Origin of the sequence: Alistipes sp. CAG:268 (genome assembly GCA_000434235.1) — a bacterium.
In the GTDB taxonomy this organism is placed as follows: Bacteria; Bacteroidota; Bacteroidia; order Bacteroidales; family Rikenellaceae; genus Alistipes; species Alistipes avistercoris.
The window spans coordinates 1-17,535 of the sequence record FR891961.1; the positions used below are offsets into that span (position 1 = coordinate 1).

Below are 17,535 nucleotides of genomic sequence, written 5' to 3' on the forward strand. Positions count from 1 at the left end.
GCTCTTCCGCTGCTGCGCCTCTCTACCACGGGCACCGACGAGGAGGCCAAGATCCACACGCTATTAAAACGCAATTAACAGAATTTATCTACTTGCCCACCCGCTCAAGAAGGTTATCACAGAAGAATCCTATAAACCTACACCCTACCAGGATCAGACTTGCAATACAAAACCAAGCTTTAAGAAACAATAAAAACTCACGACCTCCTCTTTCATGAAATTAGGATATATACATAGCAACAGGGAAGAACAAACCCGGGTCATGCAGGTACTGAAAATGACCTCGGAATCTGTAGCCCTCGACGAACTCGGCATTGGCCGTATTCGTGACGCTTTTTCAGACCGGATGTTCCCCGGAATATCCACCCTGCAGAAGCACATTAAATATTTCTCGCTCATGCCTCAACTCTACCGCAAGGCTACTGAAAAACGATATAACCGGATTTCAGAGGTGAAAACGGAAATTATACGGCTGGAGCGCATCATGACAAAGAATCTCTGTGAAGGCAGTACGGACACACGAGGAATTATAGGAAGCGAAGTTATTAATAAACCCGGGAACAACTACGTTAAATACGATCCTGCATACATCTACAATACAGGATTGCTCACTTTTGGAATCTTGCGCAGTCCGCAATTGTATGAACTTATTTACTCAACATCCAATGCACTACACAACGCCCCGACGGCAGTCAGGACAGATGACGAAGATACCAATAACGATGCTGATGACAGGTTAGGCCTGTTCCAGTTTTGTTCTTTCCCAAATGTGGATTATGATTTTACTCAAAAATGCTCCTTAGACCTGACCGTAGAGGACAAAGACTTCATTGTGGGTCACATACTGAATGCAAAAGCATGTCAAGGTACATTATTACGTTACATCGTAGATAATCCAGACTTTGCGATAACCGATAGATTTGAACAGATCCCATACCGCCAATTGCCACAGGAGATTGGAGAATTGCAAGACCTGGCCCGACGCTTTGCGGATTTTATATATATGGTGCACATCCGCTATAACTATATCTATTCGCAATACCAGGATGAAGAGATGCGAGTTGAATTTCAGGAGAAACTTGAAGAATACCGGAAAAGTGGGACCGATATAGACAAGGTACTGAATGCCGTAAACATACGGGAGGATAGCGGGAAAAGGTTCTGCGAAAAAGTTGCGGAGCGCCTTGCTGCCAATGATATTGAAGAAAATGGAGATCTGGACCAACTGATTATCAGTCGAGAACGAAATGTAAAAGGGAATCGCAGGAAAATTGGAAATCCTGCATATGTTTACGACAAGAAAGCCCGCATACATTACTATAAACTCACGTACCGATGGGATACGGTGAAAATCTTTGTTGACGAATTAAGAAAGGAGGCTATCAATGGCTGAGGCATTATGGAATGATATTGTCTATACGGATGTATTGCAAAGTGACGGCTTTGTGGTTGATTATGCCGTATGCACGACCTATAGTCTGGACATGCCTTCCTTATTGTCGGTACCATTTATGCTGGGTACGATGACAGATTTGACGGAAGCAATCATGCGTTCTCCCCACTTGATTCTTGAGACTATCAATCAATCGGCAGGTAAATTTGCAGTTTTTTGTAACGCCGGATGTATTGCAATACCGCAGGCCAACTCCAAAGTGTATTCACTTCTTGAGCAAAGCGTTGTGCAGGTAACACTCCAGGCGAAAGGCGGAGGCTTCATCAATTTTCATCCCAAAGTATGGATAATCAAAGAAACAAACCCGAATATAGGTACGCAGCAAATCAAATTGATTGTCCTTTCACGCAACCTAACCAGTTCTAACGACCTGGACGTAGTATGTGAACTTTCCGGAAAGATCAGCACGAAACAAGCTACTCAAAAAGCCCAAAGCAAACATAAACCGCTTGTGGACTTTCTCACATGGTTGATCGGAAAAACCGATAACTGTACTATCCGTAAAAATATGCGTTCGCTCTGCATAGACATTAACTGCATCGAACAATTTGATCTTACGGATTCGCCCTTTGAAGATTACGAGTTTTTCCCCATGGGAATACCTGGATATGATGGACATGCAGAATGCCTTGAACAGAGTATGTTGAAGCATGCAACAGAGATGCTGGTTATCTCTCCATTCGTAGACACACATATCTTGAATCAAATGGTCAGTTGCAGCCACGGAGCCAGAAAGACACTCATCACAAGACATGCTTCTGTTACACAAGAGATCATAAATTTGTTTAATAACGAAGTGTACACACCCAAGGAGGTACTGACCGATAAAGTAGAAAAAGATGTAGCTGTCGATTTGCACGAGAAAGTTTATTTCATACGCAGACATGAAGACCATCTTTACTATAACCATATGTATCTCGGTTCTACCAATGCTACCAAGAACGGATTCGGACGGAATGTGGAATTTTTACTGCACCTGAAGTTTGCCCCATATAAGACCTCGTATGAAAAATACCGGAGTGAACTGATTAACGACAGTAAAGAGTGTATGTTCGAGCAGGTTATTTCGGTACCTAAAGAAGACGGTAGGGAAAAGAATATCACCGACGAACTGATATTGCGTCATGCGATTGCAGCGATTCAAAAAGCACAAATCAAATCAAATAACGGCAGCTATACCATTACAATCCAATGCCTGCCAAACAAGTTCCCTTCGGAATCCGTTTTCCTTTATCCTTTAGGATGTAATGGCAAAGAACAAGAGTTGACTGACGATCTGATATTTGAAGACATACCACTGGATTCACTGACAGAGTTTTACTCAATACGAGCTGGAGATTTACACCGAGTGATAAAGATAAAGACGGAAGGAATGCCAACCGACGAGCGAGACAAAGCCATATTCCGTTCTTTCATCAATACAAAAGGGAAGTTCATCAACTATCTGGCTTTCATGCTGACAGAAGATGTGGAACAGTATATATTGGAAAGTCAACAGTTGGAAAAAGAGTTGGCCGAAGACAAAACTGCTGCTTTGGAACAGCAAATCAGCACCTCCCTTTATGAGGATATGGTAAAAATGGCATATAAAGATCCAGACCGCATTGCATCTATCCGACAAATCGTAGAAAAAGCGGACGAGTCTGTTATTCCAGATCATTTCGTGGAGATGTACAGCACATTTGAAAATGTTCTTAAAAGAATCAAACGCTTATGAGCCAGGAAATCAAAGATTTTCAATGTGCCACAGCAGAGCGCATTCTACATATCTATAAAAACTTAGGGCACCGTCGGGTATTACTTGCCGATGAGGTAGGATTGGGTAAGACGTATGTGGCCAAACAAGTTATTAATTTGATTCGAGAATGGCACAAGCAGGAACAAGATGATTTCTTTAAGGTTGTCTATATTTGTTCTAATGCTAATATAGCCGACCAGAACATTGAGAAATTGGGAGTTGACAATCGGATGAGTATCAGTGAGAGCCGTCTGTCAATGCAGCATCTTTATATTAAACTGGCAGAAAAAAGGATTGCGGAACAACGCGAGAAAGGGGAAATGCCAGAATCGATCATTCCACTGACACCATCAACCTCCTTCCGTTTTTACAGTGCACAAGGAACAGCCAATGAACGGGCCTTGATGTATGATATATTATGCGAGCTCCCTCAATTTAAAGATCATAAAAAAGACATCAGCAATCTTCTTAGTTGCAATGTAAAAAACTGGCATGAACTTACTATCATCTATAACGGTAAAATCAAAGAATGTGGCAAAGACTATCTTTGCGAGATGTATGGCAAGTTGCAGATAAGCCTGTCAGATACGATTATCAATCAACTGATTGAATATGCTCAGAATGGTTGCGACAATCGGCAGCGAGCAGATCTGATTAACAAACTGCGTCGTATTTTTGCCGGGATCAGTATAGACATGCTCGATCCGGATCTGGTTATCATGGATGAGTTCCAACGCTTCAACTCACTGCTCGAACAAAGTGATGATGAGCAATCCATGCTGGCCAACAAATTTTTCGATAACAAGCGATCCAATACCAAGATTCTGTTGCTTTCCGCTACGCCCTACAAGCCATATTCTACCCTTGAAGAGTTGAATACGGATGGAAATGACGAGCACTATCAGGACTTCATGAAAGTAATGGACTTTCTATATGCCACAAAAGATAAAACAGACCGATTTAAGTTGATATGGCATACATATTCTGCCGCACTGAAGCGTACTGATGTAGTTGATCTGACACCTCTCGTCTCCGCCAAAAACGAGGCGGAAGAAACTCTATATGGAGTGATGTGCCGCACGGAACGATTTAATAGTGGCATTATAGACGATTCTCAAGTATGCGATGTACAGGTCTTGCCGGAAGATATTCTTTCGTTTGCAGAATGCCAGCATCTTATGGATTGTCTAAGCCATGAAAATAAAAAAATACACTTGGGTAATCTTCCCATGGAGTATGTCAAATCTTCGCCTTATTTACTGTCCTTTATGGACAAGTATGAACTGAAGAAGCAAATAGTTTCAGCATTGCATCATTTAGAGGTAAAGAAATCCGGTAAAATGAAAGCATTACTCCTCTCAAGAGATGCAATCAACAAATATCGTTCAATTCCTTTTGCCAGTGGCAAATTAAAGTATCTTCACGACTTGGTATTTGGAGTTCGCCATGAAAAGAAAACACATCTGCTGCTTTGGGTTCCTGCATCCAATCCTTACTATACGGCCGAGAGTGTATTCGAGTGCAACGAGGCCCGCAGTTTCTCTAAGGTTATCCTGTTCTCGTCATGGGAAATGGTACCGAGAATGATTTCCATAATGATGTCATATTATTCTGATTTATATACTTTTGGAGAGTTAACCGAGCCGAAGATAGGCTATGCTTCAAAAAAGAAGAATCGTTACGGTGAAGGCCGTTTAAGAACAGGCGGGCTATTGGAGTATCCTTGCCGAACTTTAGCGGGTCTTTTCTCTCCTGCGGAATTCTATGGAGAAAAACTTTCTTCAATCCGGAGAATCATAAAACAGCGAATTCAAGAAAAATTTGCCCAGAATACGCTCATACATACCCTTCCACAACAAGGACGAAACAACGCCCAACTTATTCTTTCCCTCATGAGAATACTGGATGACGAACCAGTAGAAGACTTGATTGGCTTGTATGTACCTTCGAATGCATTGGATGTGATGACAGATATCGCTATAGCCTCACCTGCAGTATGTGCCTATCGACAATCAGGCAATGAAGAAGATGCCAAGATGGTAGCCAAAGCAATCGTCTCAGTGTTCAACAAGCCCGAAAGTGCAGTTGTGATAGATCTGATGTACAACAAGAAAAATGATGATGATTATTACGAATCTATACTTGATTACTGTGTGATAGGCAACCTGCAGGCTGTTCTCGATGAATATGCACACATGGCACAAAAAAAGAAACTCGGACATGTTATCTCGGATGCCATTATCGGTACGAGCAATCTTAGTATAGACACAACCGATTCTTTGGGTACGGATAAGAAAAAGCAACTTATGCGTTGCCATTTTGCAATTCCGTTCATTGATAAAACAGTCACAGACAAATCAGTCGCACGTACCAGCAATATCCGTAAGGCATTCAACTCTCCCTTCCGGCCATTCTTGCTTTCTACCACTTCAATTGGACAGGAAGGTCTTGATTTTCATTGGTATGCCAGAAAGATTATTCACTGGAATTTACCTTCGAATCCGGTTGATTTGGAGCAACGCGAAGGCCGTATTAACCGCTATAAATGCCTGGCTATACGCAGAAATGTGGTAAAATTATATGGCAATGCAGTGTATCATACTTGGGATGATTTATTCTCTATGGCTTACAAAGATTTGAAAGGTACGCATTCAGATATCGTTCCTTATTGGTGCCTTCCTGTCGCAGAACTAACAGAAGAACAACGGGCAAAATTGGAATACATTGAACGTATTGTTCCGCTTTATCCTCTCAGCCGTGATCGATATAAATACGATCGCCTGATCAAGGTACTTGCATTATATCGTATGACATTGGGACAGCCACGCCAGGAAGAATTGTTGAACCTTTTGAAAGATATGCATCTTTCGGATGAACAGCTCAAAGAGTTAACTATTGATTTGTGTCCATATAATAAAGAGCGTGAATCATGAAATAAGACTTCCAAAACCAATAAATTTCATTTAGCCCAATAAAATCTAAACTATTTTGGAGAAAAAGACCATTAATTGTCCACCACATTATAACCGCATTTCAATAAAAAGTCGTTCTGCTATATAATTATATACTCTAATGGCATTCTCCCAACCACCACAGCAATCAGGACTGAGAGCAATAGTAAGTACAGCTATTTTAGCTTTCTCTTTAACAATCTGGGTACATATAGATTCTATATACGTCTCTGTAAATAATTGAACCTTATTATTGAGAAAATAATCAACATCCAGATTTACAATCCATAATCTTCCTTCATTATTACCAATGTGTTCTTCCAATATTTGACTCAAATCATAACAATTGATATTTATTGGATGAACTGGATATTCTTGCCATCCGTTATCAAGATCATAATAGCTATCGTATGGCTGAGTATTTGTTACACTGCTTTTTTTGCCTGATACAAAATCATGACATACATAAACTTCTTTCATAAACCAATGAGGAAACACTGATTTCATGTGAAGTATATAATTATCCCATCGTATAGCTTTTACTGGAGGCATCACAACTTTAGACGGCTGTTCATAATGTAAGGAAATATATCTTTCAAGCGAAATTGGAGTTTCTTCAAATAAGTCCTTCACAATATCATGCTTATCATTAGCGAGATCATCATGCTGATCAATATGACAAAAGTTATATTCTTTACGACGATCTAAGGTATTATACCAGCACCACCCTGCCGCAAGATGATTGTCCATTACATAAGTACATCCTTCCTGATAAAGAATATTTAACGCACTTGAGCCGGACTTCAATCTCTTGAACTCTTCACGTTGTATATGGCCACATAGCTTTCATTGTGCATAAAAATGAAATAGGAATCGCATATATCTTAAGAATCTAATAATCTTGAGTTTCTTTCGACTCACTAACACAGTTTAAATTCTTATTATGTAGTAGGAAGTATTTCTCGCAGTCTGTTAAACTCATAGACCGCCTCTTTCTCATTCAACCCAGCCTTTGCTGCTACAGCCAAAAGATCCTCTTTCGTCGGTTCGATACTGTCATTGATTGAGGTTATGCGAAAACCATTAATGCCATCGCTGGGCAACAGGTCATAGGCCGGAGCAAAATGCCAATCGCCATCCCGATGAATAAAGGCAAAGTTCTTAGCGTGGTCGTCCCTATTGCCGATGAGATAATTGAACACCATCAGTCGATAGACTTTCCACAACTCGGCTACACTATGCGTCAGCACGGCGCACACTTGAAAAATATGCTTGTAGTCGATACTGGGCAACCGATAATCAGCACCGATAAGACCGGCCACACTAACAACATGCAATTTGCCTTGCGGCGTTCGGTCAAAACGCTCCACGCCAAAGTACTTGCCTTCGAAAAGCCGCGTATCAGGCATTTCGATTCCGCACTCTTTAGCAAGTAGCGAATAGCGGTATTCATCCACACCGATACTCTGCGGATCTCTCTTGGCTCGAAACTTTACCAGCCACTCTTTGCCTTCATAACGAGCAAAGATCTTGGGACGTGCGCCACCCGGAGAACCACCACGGTCTTGAAATTCCTCAATACCTTCTCCATTATACTCGTCGCTGTCCAATATCCGCTCCGCTTCCAATGCCAACTTCTCGAAATCGGCATAATCCTGTCGCGTCACGACACTATGATCCGGACGGAACTCCAAGGCGCCACGTCCCGACGACCCAACCAATGCGAGGCGATCCAACAGAGTAAGCGCGCGAGGATTGATCCCCTTTTGCTGCAGGTATCGATCCAGGATAAGAAGGCCCCATCCATCGGGCAGGCAATCATCGAAGACACCGAATCCTCCCTCAAACGGACGCGGTTTGGCGATAAAGACGCCACTTCGCAAAGGCAACTCAAAGGGAGAAATGGAGAAACCCGAACCGAGCCAATCGGGAACATATTCAAAAGCACACAACCCCTCCTTGGTCAGAGCCAGACGACCTACCAACCGATCTGCAAGAAGAACTTCGATTTGTTTGATGTTATTCATTTTTCCGACCCCGTTTACGCGTAACACTTTGCTCATTCAAGACTTCATCGAGCGATTGATATTGCCTCTGCGCAAAAAGAGCATCGAACTCCGAAAGGGCATTCAAGGCAAAGCCTATCTGGAGCAGCCCCTTCAACGAGATCTCCCCCGTCTGCTCAAATCTGCGATAGGTTGCGAACTTGATTCCTGCTCTCACAGCCAAACCCTCCTGCGTCAAATCCAGTTCCAATCTCCGAGCTTTGACTCTCGCCGCAATCCGCATGGCCACCTCACCTGGATTTAAGATATCAAACGCTATCATATTATTCATAAATGCTATTCATACCGCGAAACAAACAAAATAGTATTCCTTACAAATATAATCAATATCTTCCATTTAAGCAATACTCACCATGAAACACGGACTGCGAAGAGAGATTTCCTTGCAACCGGCAGGAAGTTCTCAACAGAATAAAAAAGTCGGGCTCCGAATCTCGGAACCCGACTACCCTATCCACAGAGTGTGACGGTTACTTCTTCTTGTGATACCCGCACTTCGGACATACACCCTCCTCGTTGAGTGCAACGCCGCACAGCGGGCAGCGGTCAATGTCGTTCTTGGTCACGAACTCCGCCGAGGCCGCGTTCACACCGCTCGTGAAGGTGATCTTGGCGATGTTGAGCTTATCCTTCAGCAGGTCGTAGACAATCTTGATCATCCCCTCGACCGTCAGCGTCTCCTTCGTGACTACCAGACGGCAATCGGGATAGGCCGTGGCCAGCTCCGTCTTGAAGGCCGGGCCCTTCATCTTGTTCTGCGGGTGTCCGTTGCGGATGCCCTGCTTCTCATAGACGTCCAGAACGGCCGGCAGCAGCGGATCATCCTCGCGCAGAACCAGCGCATGGTCGAAATTCCGGAGCACGTCCCACGCTACCTTCTGAATCTCGTTGCAGGGGTAAACCATGTTCACACCCGCTTCGATGCTATCCTCCACCTCGATGGTCAACTGTCCCGTGTGGCCGTGGAGATACTGAGCCTCTCCTTGAAAACCGTAGAAACGGTGTGCATACTGCAGATCGAATGTTGTGATACTTCTCATAACAAATTGCGGTTTTAAGTTAGACATTCTTTTTAAGTGTTACCTGTACCTGTACTTTACCGATCTCCTCCGTCGGGAAGTGCTTGCGTTCGAGGTATTCGCGGATCAGCTGCGAGAGTTCCGGATCCGCATAGTCCTCGATCGACTTGCCGTCGAAGAGGTGATGGTGCTCCGCCACCGTGATGTCGTAATAACACTTCCCGGTGTCGGGGTGATAGATGAACGACAAAATGTTTGCCGAACGGAAGCTGTCCAAAATCCGATAGATGGTCGAAACGGTCACCTCCTTGTTGCGGGACTGGACCCGTTCGATGATATCCTCCACCGTGGCGTGGCGCAGCTCCTGCATCGCCTTGTAGACCTCGCGGCGCTGCGGGGTCAGCTTCAGCCCCGCCTCCTTGATTCTTTGCAGTCCTTCGTTGTTCATCGTCGTGTTTCTTTCTCTGGTGCAAACATAATGCAAATAATTCGCATTTGCAAATATTTCGCATTTATATTTCGGATTTAGGGTCCAATCACCTTCAGACACACCTACGGCCGCCCTGCGGATTAAGCGTACCAACAGACCGTCTCCCGATTTCGAAGTTTGCCAACTGCCTCAACGATTGTTGCCGCCTGCACGGACAAATCTCTCCAATCGGCAGCCCTTTTATCCTCCGAAACGCACTATTTGGAGTAACCGGGTAAACGATATTTTTTTATATTTGCGCCGATTAGATAGATGACCGACATATGAAATTCGAGGCTAAACATCTGTTCATCCTGCTGTTGCTGCTTTCGGTGGTGATTCAATGCGCGTTCGGCAACTTCCCGTTTGCCTTCTTCGCCTTCCCGCTGGATGCTCTCATAGCCCTGCTCTGGATTGCAGGAATGGTGTATGCCTACAAGGAAAACCGCTCGTCGCGGTTCGTTCAGATGTGGCTCTCGCCGCAATGCACCTACTGGACGCTGGGCTGGCTTATTGCCGGCAGTCTGGTCATCGGGCTCTTCCCGCAGCTCTCGGCCGCGGAGGCTGCCGAACGTTCGGGGCTGCTCGCCCGGCTGGGTTGCTACCACTTCACTACCTCCTGGATCTTCGTGGTAGGGCTCTTCGCCCTGCTGACCCATCTCGGAATGATTACCCTGCGGCGGGGCTTCCGCCCGGGACGCAACCGCTGGCGCTTTGTCCTCAACCATGCCGGGCTGTGGCTGGCGCTCTTTGCCGGCGTAGTGGGCAGCGCCGAGGAGCAGACGCTGCGCATCCCGGTCTTCCGCGACCGGCCCAACAACGAGGCCATCAGCGAAGAGGGGGCGAAGATCTACCTGCCAAAGGAATTGCAGCTGAACAATTTCACGGTGGAGCACTACGCCAACGGCACCCCGCGCCACTTCTTTGCCGAGATCTCGATCGACGGAAAGCCGGCCCGGCTGGAGGTCAACCACCCCTATGCGGCCAACTGGGCAGAGGACTACTACCTGACGTCGTACGACGTGCAGTCGGAGCAGCCGCGCTACTGCGTGGTGCAGATCGTACGGGAGCCGCTGAAATACGTCATGTGGCTGGGCGTGGTCATGATGCTGTGCGGAGGCTGCCTGCTGTTTCTCGCCGGCCCGAACAGACAAAATAAGGAACTTTGTGAAACATCGCGGTGACGAAAGACGTATTGTAAAAGTGTGCGAGTATGATGTTCACGTGGGATAATTTCGATTGGTTTGCGCTGGTCTCCATCGTGCTATGGGCAGCCGGCGCAGGGGTGGCGTTGTTCAGCAAAGAACGGCGCCGCTGGGCCATTCTGCTGACCGGCGTGGGCACGCTGGTCTTCGCGACATTCATTGCTGGGTTCTGGCTCTACATGCAGCGTCCGCCGCTGCGCACGATGGGGGAGACCCGGCTGTGGTACTCCTTCTTCATGAGCGTATCCGGACTGCTGACCTACCTGCGCTGGCGCTACCCCTGGATCCTCAGCTTCTCGACGGTGGTGGCGACGGTCTTCGCCCTCATCAACATCCTGAAACCCGAGATTCACGACCAGACGCTGATGCCCGCCCTGCAGAGCCCGTGGTTCATCCCGCATGTTACGGTCTACATGTTCTCCTACTCGGTGCTGGGGTGCGCCTTTATCCTCGCCTGCATGGGGCTCATCAAACGTCGGGCCGACTACCTCGAAGCGACCGACAAGCTGGTCTACACCGGGCTGGCCTTTCTGACCGTCGGCATGCTCACCGGCTCAATCTGGGCCAAGGCCGCTTGGGGCCACTACTGGAGCTGGGACCCGAAGGAGACCTGGGCCGCAGTGACGTGGGCTGGGTATCTGCTCTACGTCCACCTGCGTCTGTTCCGCAAAAACGCCTCACGGCCGCTCTATTGGATTCTGATCGTCTCGTTTCTGGCGCTGCAGATGTGCTGGTACGGGGTCAACTACCTCCCGGCGGCCCGGCAGAGTGTTCACATGTATTCACGTTCTTAGTTATATAAACTGTTTAATTTTAATTCATTTGTTATGAAAAAAGGCTCAAAGATTATTCTATCCGTGCTGGTAGTGATAATCGTGCTTTGCGTCGTCTACCGGCTGGTGAACAAGGCACCGTCGGCCGACCTCGAAAGCAATGCGCAAATGGAGCAGATCGTGGCGAGCAGCGGATGTATCTCCTGCCACTCGGCCGATCCGAAGCTGCCTTTCTATGCCAACTTCCCGGTAGCGGGCAAGCTGGTGCAGGAGGATGTGCGGCTGGGCTACCGTTCGTTCGACATGGCTCCGATGATGGAGGCGCTGAAGAACGGTGAGAAGATCAACGAAGTGGACCTGGCGAAGGTCGAGAAGGTGATTGCCGACGGTACGATGCCGCTGGCCAAGTACTATCTGATACACTGGGGTGCGTCGCTCACGAACAAGGAGACGCAGATGGCGCTCGCATGGGCCAAGTCGCAGCGTGAGGCCTTCTACCCCAACCCGCTGGCCGACCAGGAGTGGGCTAACGAGACGATCCGCCCGATTCAGGACTCGATTCCGGTGGACATCCGCAAGGTGATGCTGGGTAACAAGCTCTACAACGATACCCGCCTGTCGGCCGACAACACCATTTCGTGCGCCTCGTGCCACGGTCTGAACACGGGAGGTGTCGACAACAAGGCCTTCTCGGAGGGTGTTGGCGGACAGCTGGGCGGCGTGAACGCCCCGACGGTCTTCAACGCTTACTACAACTTCGTGCAGTTCTGGGATGGACGTGCCGCCACGCTGGCCGATCAGGCTGCCGGACCTCCGGTCAACCCGGTGGAGATGGCCTGCAAGTCGTTCGACGAGATCTGCGAGAAGCTGAAGGCTGACGCCGCATTCAGCAAGGAGTTCACGGAGGTCTATCCCGACGGTATCAACCAGGCCAACATCACCAACGCCATCCAGGAGTTTGAGAAGACGCTGCTGACGCCCAACTCGCGTTTCGACAAGTACCTCAAGGGCGACAAGACAGCCATGAACGCCGACGAGATTGCCGGATACGAGCTCTTCAAGAAGTACAACTGCGCCACGTGCCACGTCGGTGAGAACATGGGCGGACAGTCGTACGAACTGATGGGTATCAAGCGCGACTACTTCGCAGACCGCGGTACGGAGCTCACCATCGAGGACAACGGCCGCTACAAGGAGACCAAGGAGGAGCGTGACCGCCACCGCTTCAAGGTGCCCGGACTGCGCAACGTCGCTCTGACGGCCCCCTACTACCACGATGCCACGCAGGCTACGCTGGAGGATGCCGTCGTCTCGATGGCCCGCTATGAGGTGGGTGAAGAGCTGACGCAGCAGGAGGTCGACCGGATGGTAGCCTTCCTGAAGACGCTGACCGGCGAATACCAGGGCAAGCTGCTGACCAACGACAACTTTCCCGAGACGAAATAAGGCACAACGCCTCTTTTTCAGCCCGACACGTTCCGACGTGCCGGGCTTTTTTTCTTACCGCCGAATCACACCCTCCCCGGCGAAAAAATCCTCCGTCGAAACTTGGAGATCCCACAAAAGTTACTACCCTTACTCATGGAGTTCGACGCATCTATCAACCCGATTCAGAGAGGAAAAAGAATCTCTAAAATTCGGACTCAAGGCTTAGATCTCCGAGAGAATTGGCAAGTAAAAAGAAGTGACAAAACATATAACACATCACTTCATGCTATTTATCAGCACAAAACCTAATTAATCAAAGATCATCATATCTAGAATAACATCAAAACTACCTGTTTGTATCCCGTCTTAAAATATCCTCCTGCAACAATAACGGTAAAAAATCACTTGGTTCACTAGGCTTTATAAATTTAGCCCTTGCTATAATACCACATATTGTACTAATAATTTTAGGTTGCAATAATGGCAATATCAAAGGATGAGGATTGGCAGATTTTAATTGCTGAATAAAATATGACTTTGCCACATTGCTCTTAATTAATTCAATATCAAAGGTGGATACAATCTTAAGAATTATCTGAGAAAATCCCACCACTCCACGTAAAGAAAGCTTAATGGAATCATTTATATTGTTTAAAAAAATTTGCGGTTTTTCTTTAATCCCCAAATCATTTGCCGTATAATCTACAATATCCAGATAAGTATCAATTACACGTTGAGTAGTTTGACCACCACAATGAACAATACAATTTCTACACTCTTTGAAATATCGCAAGAGCTTCATATACTTATCAATGTAACTCAAAGCATAATTCTTATTACATTTCTTATATCCTTCATAAAAGTTCGTAACTATTTTATTATCCGGGGTCGCGTTTAATCGTGAAATCAAATTATTCCAATTCGTACTTTGCAGTAGCTTTTGATTGGCTGAAATATTACATCTATGAATATTAAGAATATTTTCAATCCAAGCTTCATAGCACGCAAATATATTTATTAACAAATTTTTTGCGATAATAAACTCCTGATCATCCCAGGTCTGTTCAATGCATGAACGATACAAATTTGGGCGATTAGATTTATCTCCTGGCTCTACAAACTTACTAGTTAATAGGCTATTAGTCGCAACATTATATTCATGATGGTATCCTTGTACCTGCCAGCGCAGATTCTTGAGTGCGGTTATTGTAGGCCACACATCATCAAATACCTCAGTAATCTGAGCTTCCAACAACTTACTCGGTTCATAAAATAGTCTAGTGGATGTTCTATATAATCCACTCCGAATTGGGCTCTGTCTTGAAAGTACCTTCATAATTAAGATTTTAATAGTTTAAATATACATAAATTATTATAATTAAACTAATCTTTAATCTCGACTACTTGACCCTATCTGCATTTTTTACTCTTGCTCTAGTATTCTGAATAACTTAGCATTTCATAATTCAACATAGTATATAATACAACACTATAGATAGGAAGATAGATTTAAACTGATAACATTCCATAATACGCCTACTCATCTAAGCTATTCGATTGATGCGATAATTTTCCAGCCACCGAGACATGAAGCAGCTACTCCATCGACTCAAATTTCTCTCTCAAAAGTCGTCAACACCTCCCGCATTCGAATTGCGAACTCCGGCGAAAAAATCCTCTGCCGGGGCTTGGAGTTCCCGCAAAAATTACTACCTTTGCTCATGGAGTCACACCCCTCCTGCGACCCGCTCCGGTGAGGGAAAAGAATCGCCCAAAATCAGACTCCGAACCCGAGTTTTACATTTTTCCGAGAATATCGGACACAAGAAATGAAGCGTCAAACAAGGTTTTGCCGCCTCTTTACAGCGTGTCTTTTTGCGGCATCGGTTAACGTTGCAACTAACAGAAAATTAACGAGTTACAACGCTTTTCTGCATCGAAAATTCATGGAGTTTATATACAGCCGGATCATACCGGACAACCATCCGCGTTTCCACAAGGTCGTGCGCCCGAACGTGCAGCTTCCGGGGTGTTTCTCCTTTTCTGCCCCGAGGTATCGGGGAACCGGTCGGAAAAGTATGGCAAACCGGTTGTCGTAATTATTGCTGCCACCGCGCAAAGCCATGCGGAATATTGCGTCCAATGCATGCAGGCCAATCCGGATGTTACCGTAATCGGAACGCAATCGGCCGGGACGAACGGCAATATTTCGGTGTTCGTCCTGCCCGGCGGAATCCGCAGCTGTTTTTCCGGCCTGGACTGGCATTATCCCGGCGGCTGGTGCGTGCAGGGGCAGGGAGTCCGGTTTGACCTCGAAGTGGAGCCGACGATCGTCGGCATTAGGGCAGGAAGGAACGAAACGCGGGAAGCGGCCGTCGAAACAATCAACGACCGCTTCCCGAGGGGCTGAAGAAGAACGGGGCTATTCGCCGGCCGGGGCGCTGACCGAAGGAAGGATATCCTCCGCCGAAGCGCCCCACTTCCGGTTGGGACGGCTGCCCATCCTGAGCACCAGGGTGCCCCCGTCCATGATGTCGTCGTGGCTGATCCAACATTTCGTATAGGGTTTCCCATTCAGCTCGGCCGACTGGATATAGACGTTCTCCGGGCTATTGTTCTCGGCTATGAGGGTGAACGTCTTTCCGTTGGCGAGCGAAAGTTCCAGACGGTCCACGACGGGGCTGCCGATCTGATAGGCCGGAATTCCCGGGCAGACGGGGTAGAAACCCATCGCCCCCATCACATACCACGAGGACATCTGCCCGCAGTCGTCGTTTCCGGGCAGGCCCCAGGAGTCGTTCGTGAAGTTGTAGTCGAGCAGCCGGCGGATGGTCCGCTGCGTCTTCCACGCCTTGCCGATGAAGTTGTAGAGGTAGGGCGAATGCATGGAATACTCGTCGCCCACATAATAGAAATCGTTGTCGAAGAAATAGTCCAGATACTCCTCCAGCGCCTTGTTGCCGCCCATGAAGTTGGCCAGGCCCTGCACGTCGTGCGGGACGAAGAGGGTGATGTTCCGGAAATAGGTCTCCCGGTCGCGGTCGGAGCCCTGCGCCCACCCGCTGATCGAGGGATCCTTCGCATCGCGCCACTGTCCGTCGCTGTTGCGTCCGCGGACCATCCGGGTCTCGGGATCGAGGATATTGATGTAGTTCATCGCACGGGCCATCATCCGCCCGTAGAGTTCCCCGTCGCCCATGGCCCGGGCCATCTGCGCGATGCAGAAGTCGTCGTAGGAGAACTCGAGGGTCCGGATGGCCGACTCGCCGTATTTGTCCGTCGGGACGTACCCGAGCCGGATGAAATCAAGAATCCCCACCCGGGCGACGTAATGTCCCGTTCCCTTCGTGGTGGCATTCTTCATCATGGCCTCGAGCGCCTTTCGTTCGTCGTAGTTGCGGAGGCCCTTGACGTAGGCATCCGCGATCACCGCATCGCCGTGGGTGCCGTGCATGATGTTCGAATAACCCGGGCTGGGCCATTTGGGGATCCAGCCGCCCTCGTCATAGGAGTTGAGCAGGGCCTCGATCATCGCATTGACGCGGTCCGGCTCCAGGAGGACGAGCAGCGGGTGCAGCGAGCGGAAGGTGTCCCACAGCGAGAAATCGGTATACATGACTCCCGGCATGATCTTCCCGTTGAACGCACTGTAGTGGTAACCCTGCTCGGTGATGTCTCTCGGCAGCAGCATGCAACGCTGCAAGGCCGTGTAGAATATCTCCCGGTTCGTCTCGGAGGTCTCGATCCGGATCTTTCCGAGCGCCTCCTCCCATGCCTCTCCCGTATCGGAGAGAAGCTGTTCGAAACTCTTGTCGCCGATCTCGCTGCAAAGGTTGCGGCGGGCCTGCTCGAAGTTGATGAACGACGTACCGATCTTCACCTCGACCTCCTCTCCGCTCTCGGTCGGGAACGACACGCAGACGGCAGCGGCCGAGGAGCCCTTGCGGGCCATCTGCACAAGACGCTCCGCATCGAAGTCTTTCGGCTCGATACACCCCAGCCTCAACGTGGCGGAGTTCGTATGCTCGTAATACTCCACGACCACCTCGTACTCGCGGCCCGCCTCCATTTCGCACGAACAGATCTCGGTCGTGGGCCCGTGGTCGTACCACGCATCGATGACCAGCTTCCCGTCGATGAACATGCGGGCACCGTCGTCGCTCGTCAGGTAAAAGCGGTGCGTTCCCGACGTTCTCGCCCGGAGCACACCCCGGTACCGGACCGAGAAGTTGTCCGGACCGATTCCCGAGATCGGAGCCCCCTCCCATTCGAAATCGATCTTTTCATCCGTTCTCGTCGCCCGAGGAGTACCCGAAAGGGTCATGTTGTCGAAGTACTCGCCTTCGAGCCCCCGGCTGAAAAGCTGCTCCATGGGGGTCTCGTCCCAGGAGGGGACGATCGACCAGCTCGCAAACGGTTTGCTGAACCGCGCC

The 17,535-nt window shown here is 48.0% G+C and carries 14 protein-coding genes; 7 read left to right on the forward strand and 7 right to left on the reverse strand.

Annotated features, from left to right (window positions below):
* Positions 1-214 precede the first annotated feature (214 nt).
* From QZL63_RS00035 to QZL63_RS00045, 3 genes are read left to right on the forward strand one after another with little or no spacing between them, the layout of a single operon-like run.
* Complete coding sequence (locus QZL63_RS00035) at positions 215-1,393, forward strand: DUF6361 family protein (RefSeq protein WP_290584917.1); 1,179 nt, start codon at positions 215-217, stop codon at positions 1,391-1,393.
* The gene (locus tag QZL63_RS00040) at positions 1,386-3,170 is read left to right on the forward strand and encodes a phospholipase D family protein (protein ID WP_022307313.1); all 1,785 of its coding nucleotides are present in this window, start codon (positions 1,386-1,388) and stop codon (positions 3,168-3,170) included. The genes QZL63_RS00035 and QZL63_RS00040 overlap by 8 nt, the downstream gene beginning before the upstream one ends.
* Positions 3,167-6,124, forward strand: a complete 2,958-nt coding sequence (locus QZL63_RS00045; RefSeq protein WP_022307314.1) for a DEAD/DEAH box helicase — start codon at positions 3,167-3,169, stop codon at positions 6,122-6,124. The genes QZL63_RS00040 and QZL63_RS00045 overlap by 4 nt, the downstream gene beginning before the upstream one ends.
* 87 nt (positions 6,125-6,211) lie before the next feature.
* Here QZL63_RS00045 and QZL63_RS00050 read toward each other — a convergent pair whose 3' ends face one another.
* The 5 genes from QZL63_RS00050 to QZL63_RS00070 form a co-directional block, all read right to left on the reverse strand.
* Positions 6,212-6,892, reverse strand: coding sequence for a UPF0489 family protein (locus QZL63_RS00050; RefSeq protein ID WP_022307315.1), 681 nt, complete (start codon positions 6,890-6,892; stop codon positions 6,212-6,214).
* A gap of 191 nt (positions 6,893-7,083) precedes the next feature.
* Positions 7,084-8,169: a type II toxin-antitoxin system HipA family toxin gene (locus QZL63_RS00055; protein ID WP_022307316.1), complete on the reverse strand. Its 1,086-nt coding sequence runs from the start codon at positions 8,167-8,169 to the stop codon at positions 7,084-7,086.
* On the reverse strand, positions 8,162-8,479 hold the full coding sequence (locus QZL63_RS00060) for a helix-turn-helix domain-containing protein (RefSeq protein WP_290584925.1): 318 nt from the start codon (positions 8,477-8,479) through the stop codon (positions 8,162-8,164). Before QZL63_RS00060 ends, QZL63_RS00055 begins: the two co-directional genes overlap by 8 nt.
* A 199-nt stretch (positions 8,480-8,678) precedes the next feature.
* Complete coding sequence (locus QZL63_RS00065) at positions 8,679-9,248, reverse strand: 6-carboxytetrahydropterin synthase (RefSeq protein ID WP_022307317.1); 570 nt, start codon at positions 9,246-9,248, stop codon at positions 8,679-8,681.
* Positions 9,249-9,267: 19 nt separating this feature from the next.
* Complete coding sequence (locus QZL63_RS00070; RefSeq protein ID WP_022307318.1) at positions 9,268-9,675, reverse strand: Fur family transcriptional regulator; 408 nt, start codon at positions 9,673-9,675, stop codon at positions 9,268-9,270.
* Between the two features lie 305 nt (positions 9,676-9,980).
* Between QZL63_RS00070 and QZL63_RS00075 the strand changes: the two genes are divergently transcribed.
* From QZL63_RS00075 to QZL63_RS00085, 3 genes are read left to right on the forward strand one after another with little or no spacing between them, the layout of a single operon-like run.
* On the forward strand, positions 9,981-10,880 hold the full coding sequence (locus QZL63_RS00075) for a cytochrome c biogenesis protein ResB (protein ID WP_022307319.1): 900 nt from the start codon (positions 9,981-9,983) through the stop codon (positions 10,878-10,880).
* 32 nt (positions 10,881-10,912) lie between these two features.
* Positions 10,913-11,695, forward strand: coding sequence for a cytochrome c biogenesis protein (locus QZL63_RS00080; RefSeq protein WP_290584989.1), 783 nt, complete (start codon positions 10,913-10,915; stop codon positions 11,693-11,695).
* 33 nt (positions 11,696-11,728) lie between these two features.
* Complete coding sequence (locus tag QZL63_RS00085; protein ID WP_290584936.1) at positions 11,729-13,120, forward strand: cytochrome-c peroxidase; 1,392 nt, start codon at positions 11,729-11,731, stop codon at positions 13,118-13,120.
* Positions 13,121-13,448: 328 nt separating this feature from the next.
* Here QZL63_RS00085 and QZL63_RS00090 read toward each other — a convergent pair whose 3' ends face one another.
* A complete protein-coding gene (locus QZL63_RS00090; protein ID WP_290584947.1) occupies positions 13,449-14,354 on the reverse strand; it encodes a hypothetical protein in 906 nt (301 codons plus the stop codon).
* Between the two features lie 777 nt (positions 14,355-15,131).
* Here QZL63_RS00090 and QZL63_RS00095 point away from each other — a divergent pair.
* Positions 15,132-15,512 (forward strand): S41 family peptidase, encoded by a 381-nt coding sequence (locus tag QZL63_RS00095; RefSeq protein ID WP_290584955.1) that lies wholly within the window; start codon positions 15,132-15,134, stop codon positions 15,510-15,512.
* 12 nt (positions 15,513-15,524) lie between these two features.
* Here QZL63_RS00095 and QZL63_RS00100 read toward each other — a convergent pair.
* Positions 15,525-17,535, reverse strand: a 2,011-nt coding sequence (locus QZL63_RS00100; protein WP_290584982.1) for a GH92 family glycosyl hydrolase, incomplete at its 5' end; no start/stop codon positions are given.

Coding starts and splice junctions, on each gene's coding strand:
- QZL63_RS00035 (WP_290584917.1), top strand. CDS start 215: ATGAAATTAGGATATATACATAGCAACAGGGAAGAACAAACCCGGGTC.
- QZL63_RS00040 (WP_022307313.1), top strand. CDS start 1,386: ATGGCTGAGGCATTATGGAATGATATTGTCTATACGGATGTATTGCAA.
- QZL63_RS00045 (WP_022307314.1), top strand. CDS start 3,167: ATGAGCCAGGAAATCAAAGATTTTCAATGTGCCACAGCAGAGCGCATT.
- QZL63_RS00050 (WP_022307315.1), bottom strand. CDS start 6,892: ATGGACAATCATCTTGCGGCAGGGTGGTGCTGGTATAATACCTTAGAT.
- QZL63_RS00055 (WP_022307316.1), bottom strand. CDS start 8,169: ATGAATAACATCAAACAAATCGAAGTTCTTCTTGCAGATCGGTTGGTA.
- QZL63_RS00060 (WP_290584925.1), bottom strand. CDS start 8,479: ATGAATAATATGATAGCGTTTGATATCTTAAATCCAGGTGAGGTGGCC.
- QZL63_RS00065 (WP_022307317.1), bottom strand. CDS start 9,248: ATGAGAAGTATCACAACATTCGATCTGCAGTATGCACACCGTTTCTAC.
- QZL63_RS00070 (WP_022307318.1), bottom strand. CDS start 9,675: ATGAACAACGAAGGACTGCAAAGAATCAAGGAGGCGGGGCTGAAGCTG.
- QZL63_RS00075 (WP_022307319.1), top strand. CDS start 9,981: ATGAAATTCGAGGCTAAACATCTGTTCATCCTGCTGTTGCTGCTTTCG.
- QZL63_RS00080 (WP_290584989.1), top strand. CDS start 10,913: ATGTTCACGTGGGATAATTTCGATTGGTTTGCGCTGGTCTCCATCGTG.
- QZL63_RS00085 (WP_290584936.1), top strand. CDS start 11,729: ATGAAAAAAGGCTCAAAGATTATTCTATCCGTGCTGGTAGTGATAATC.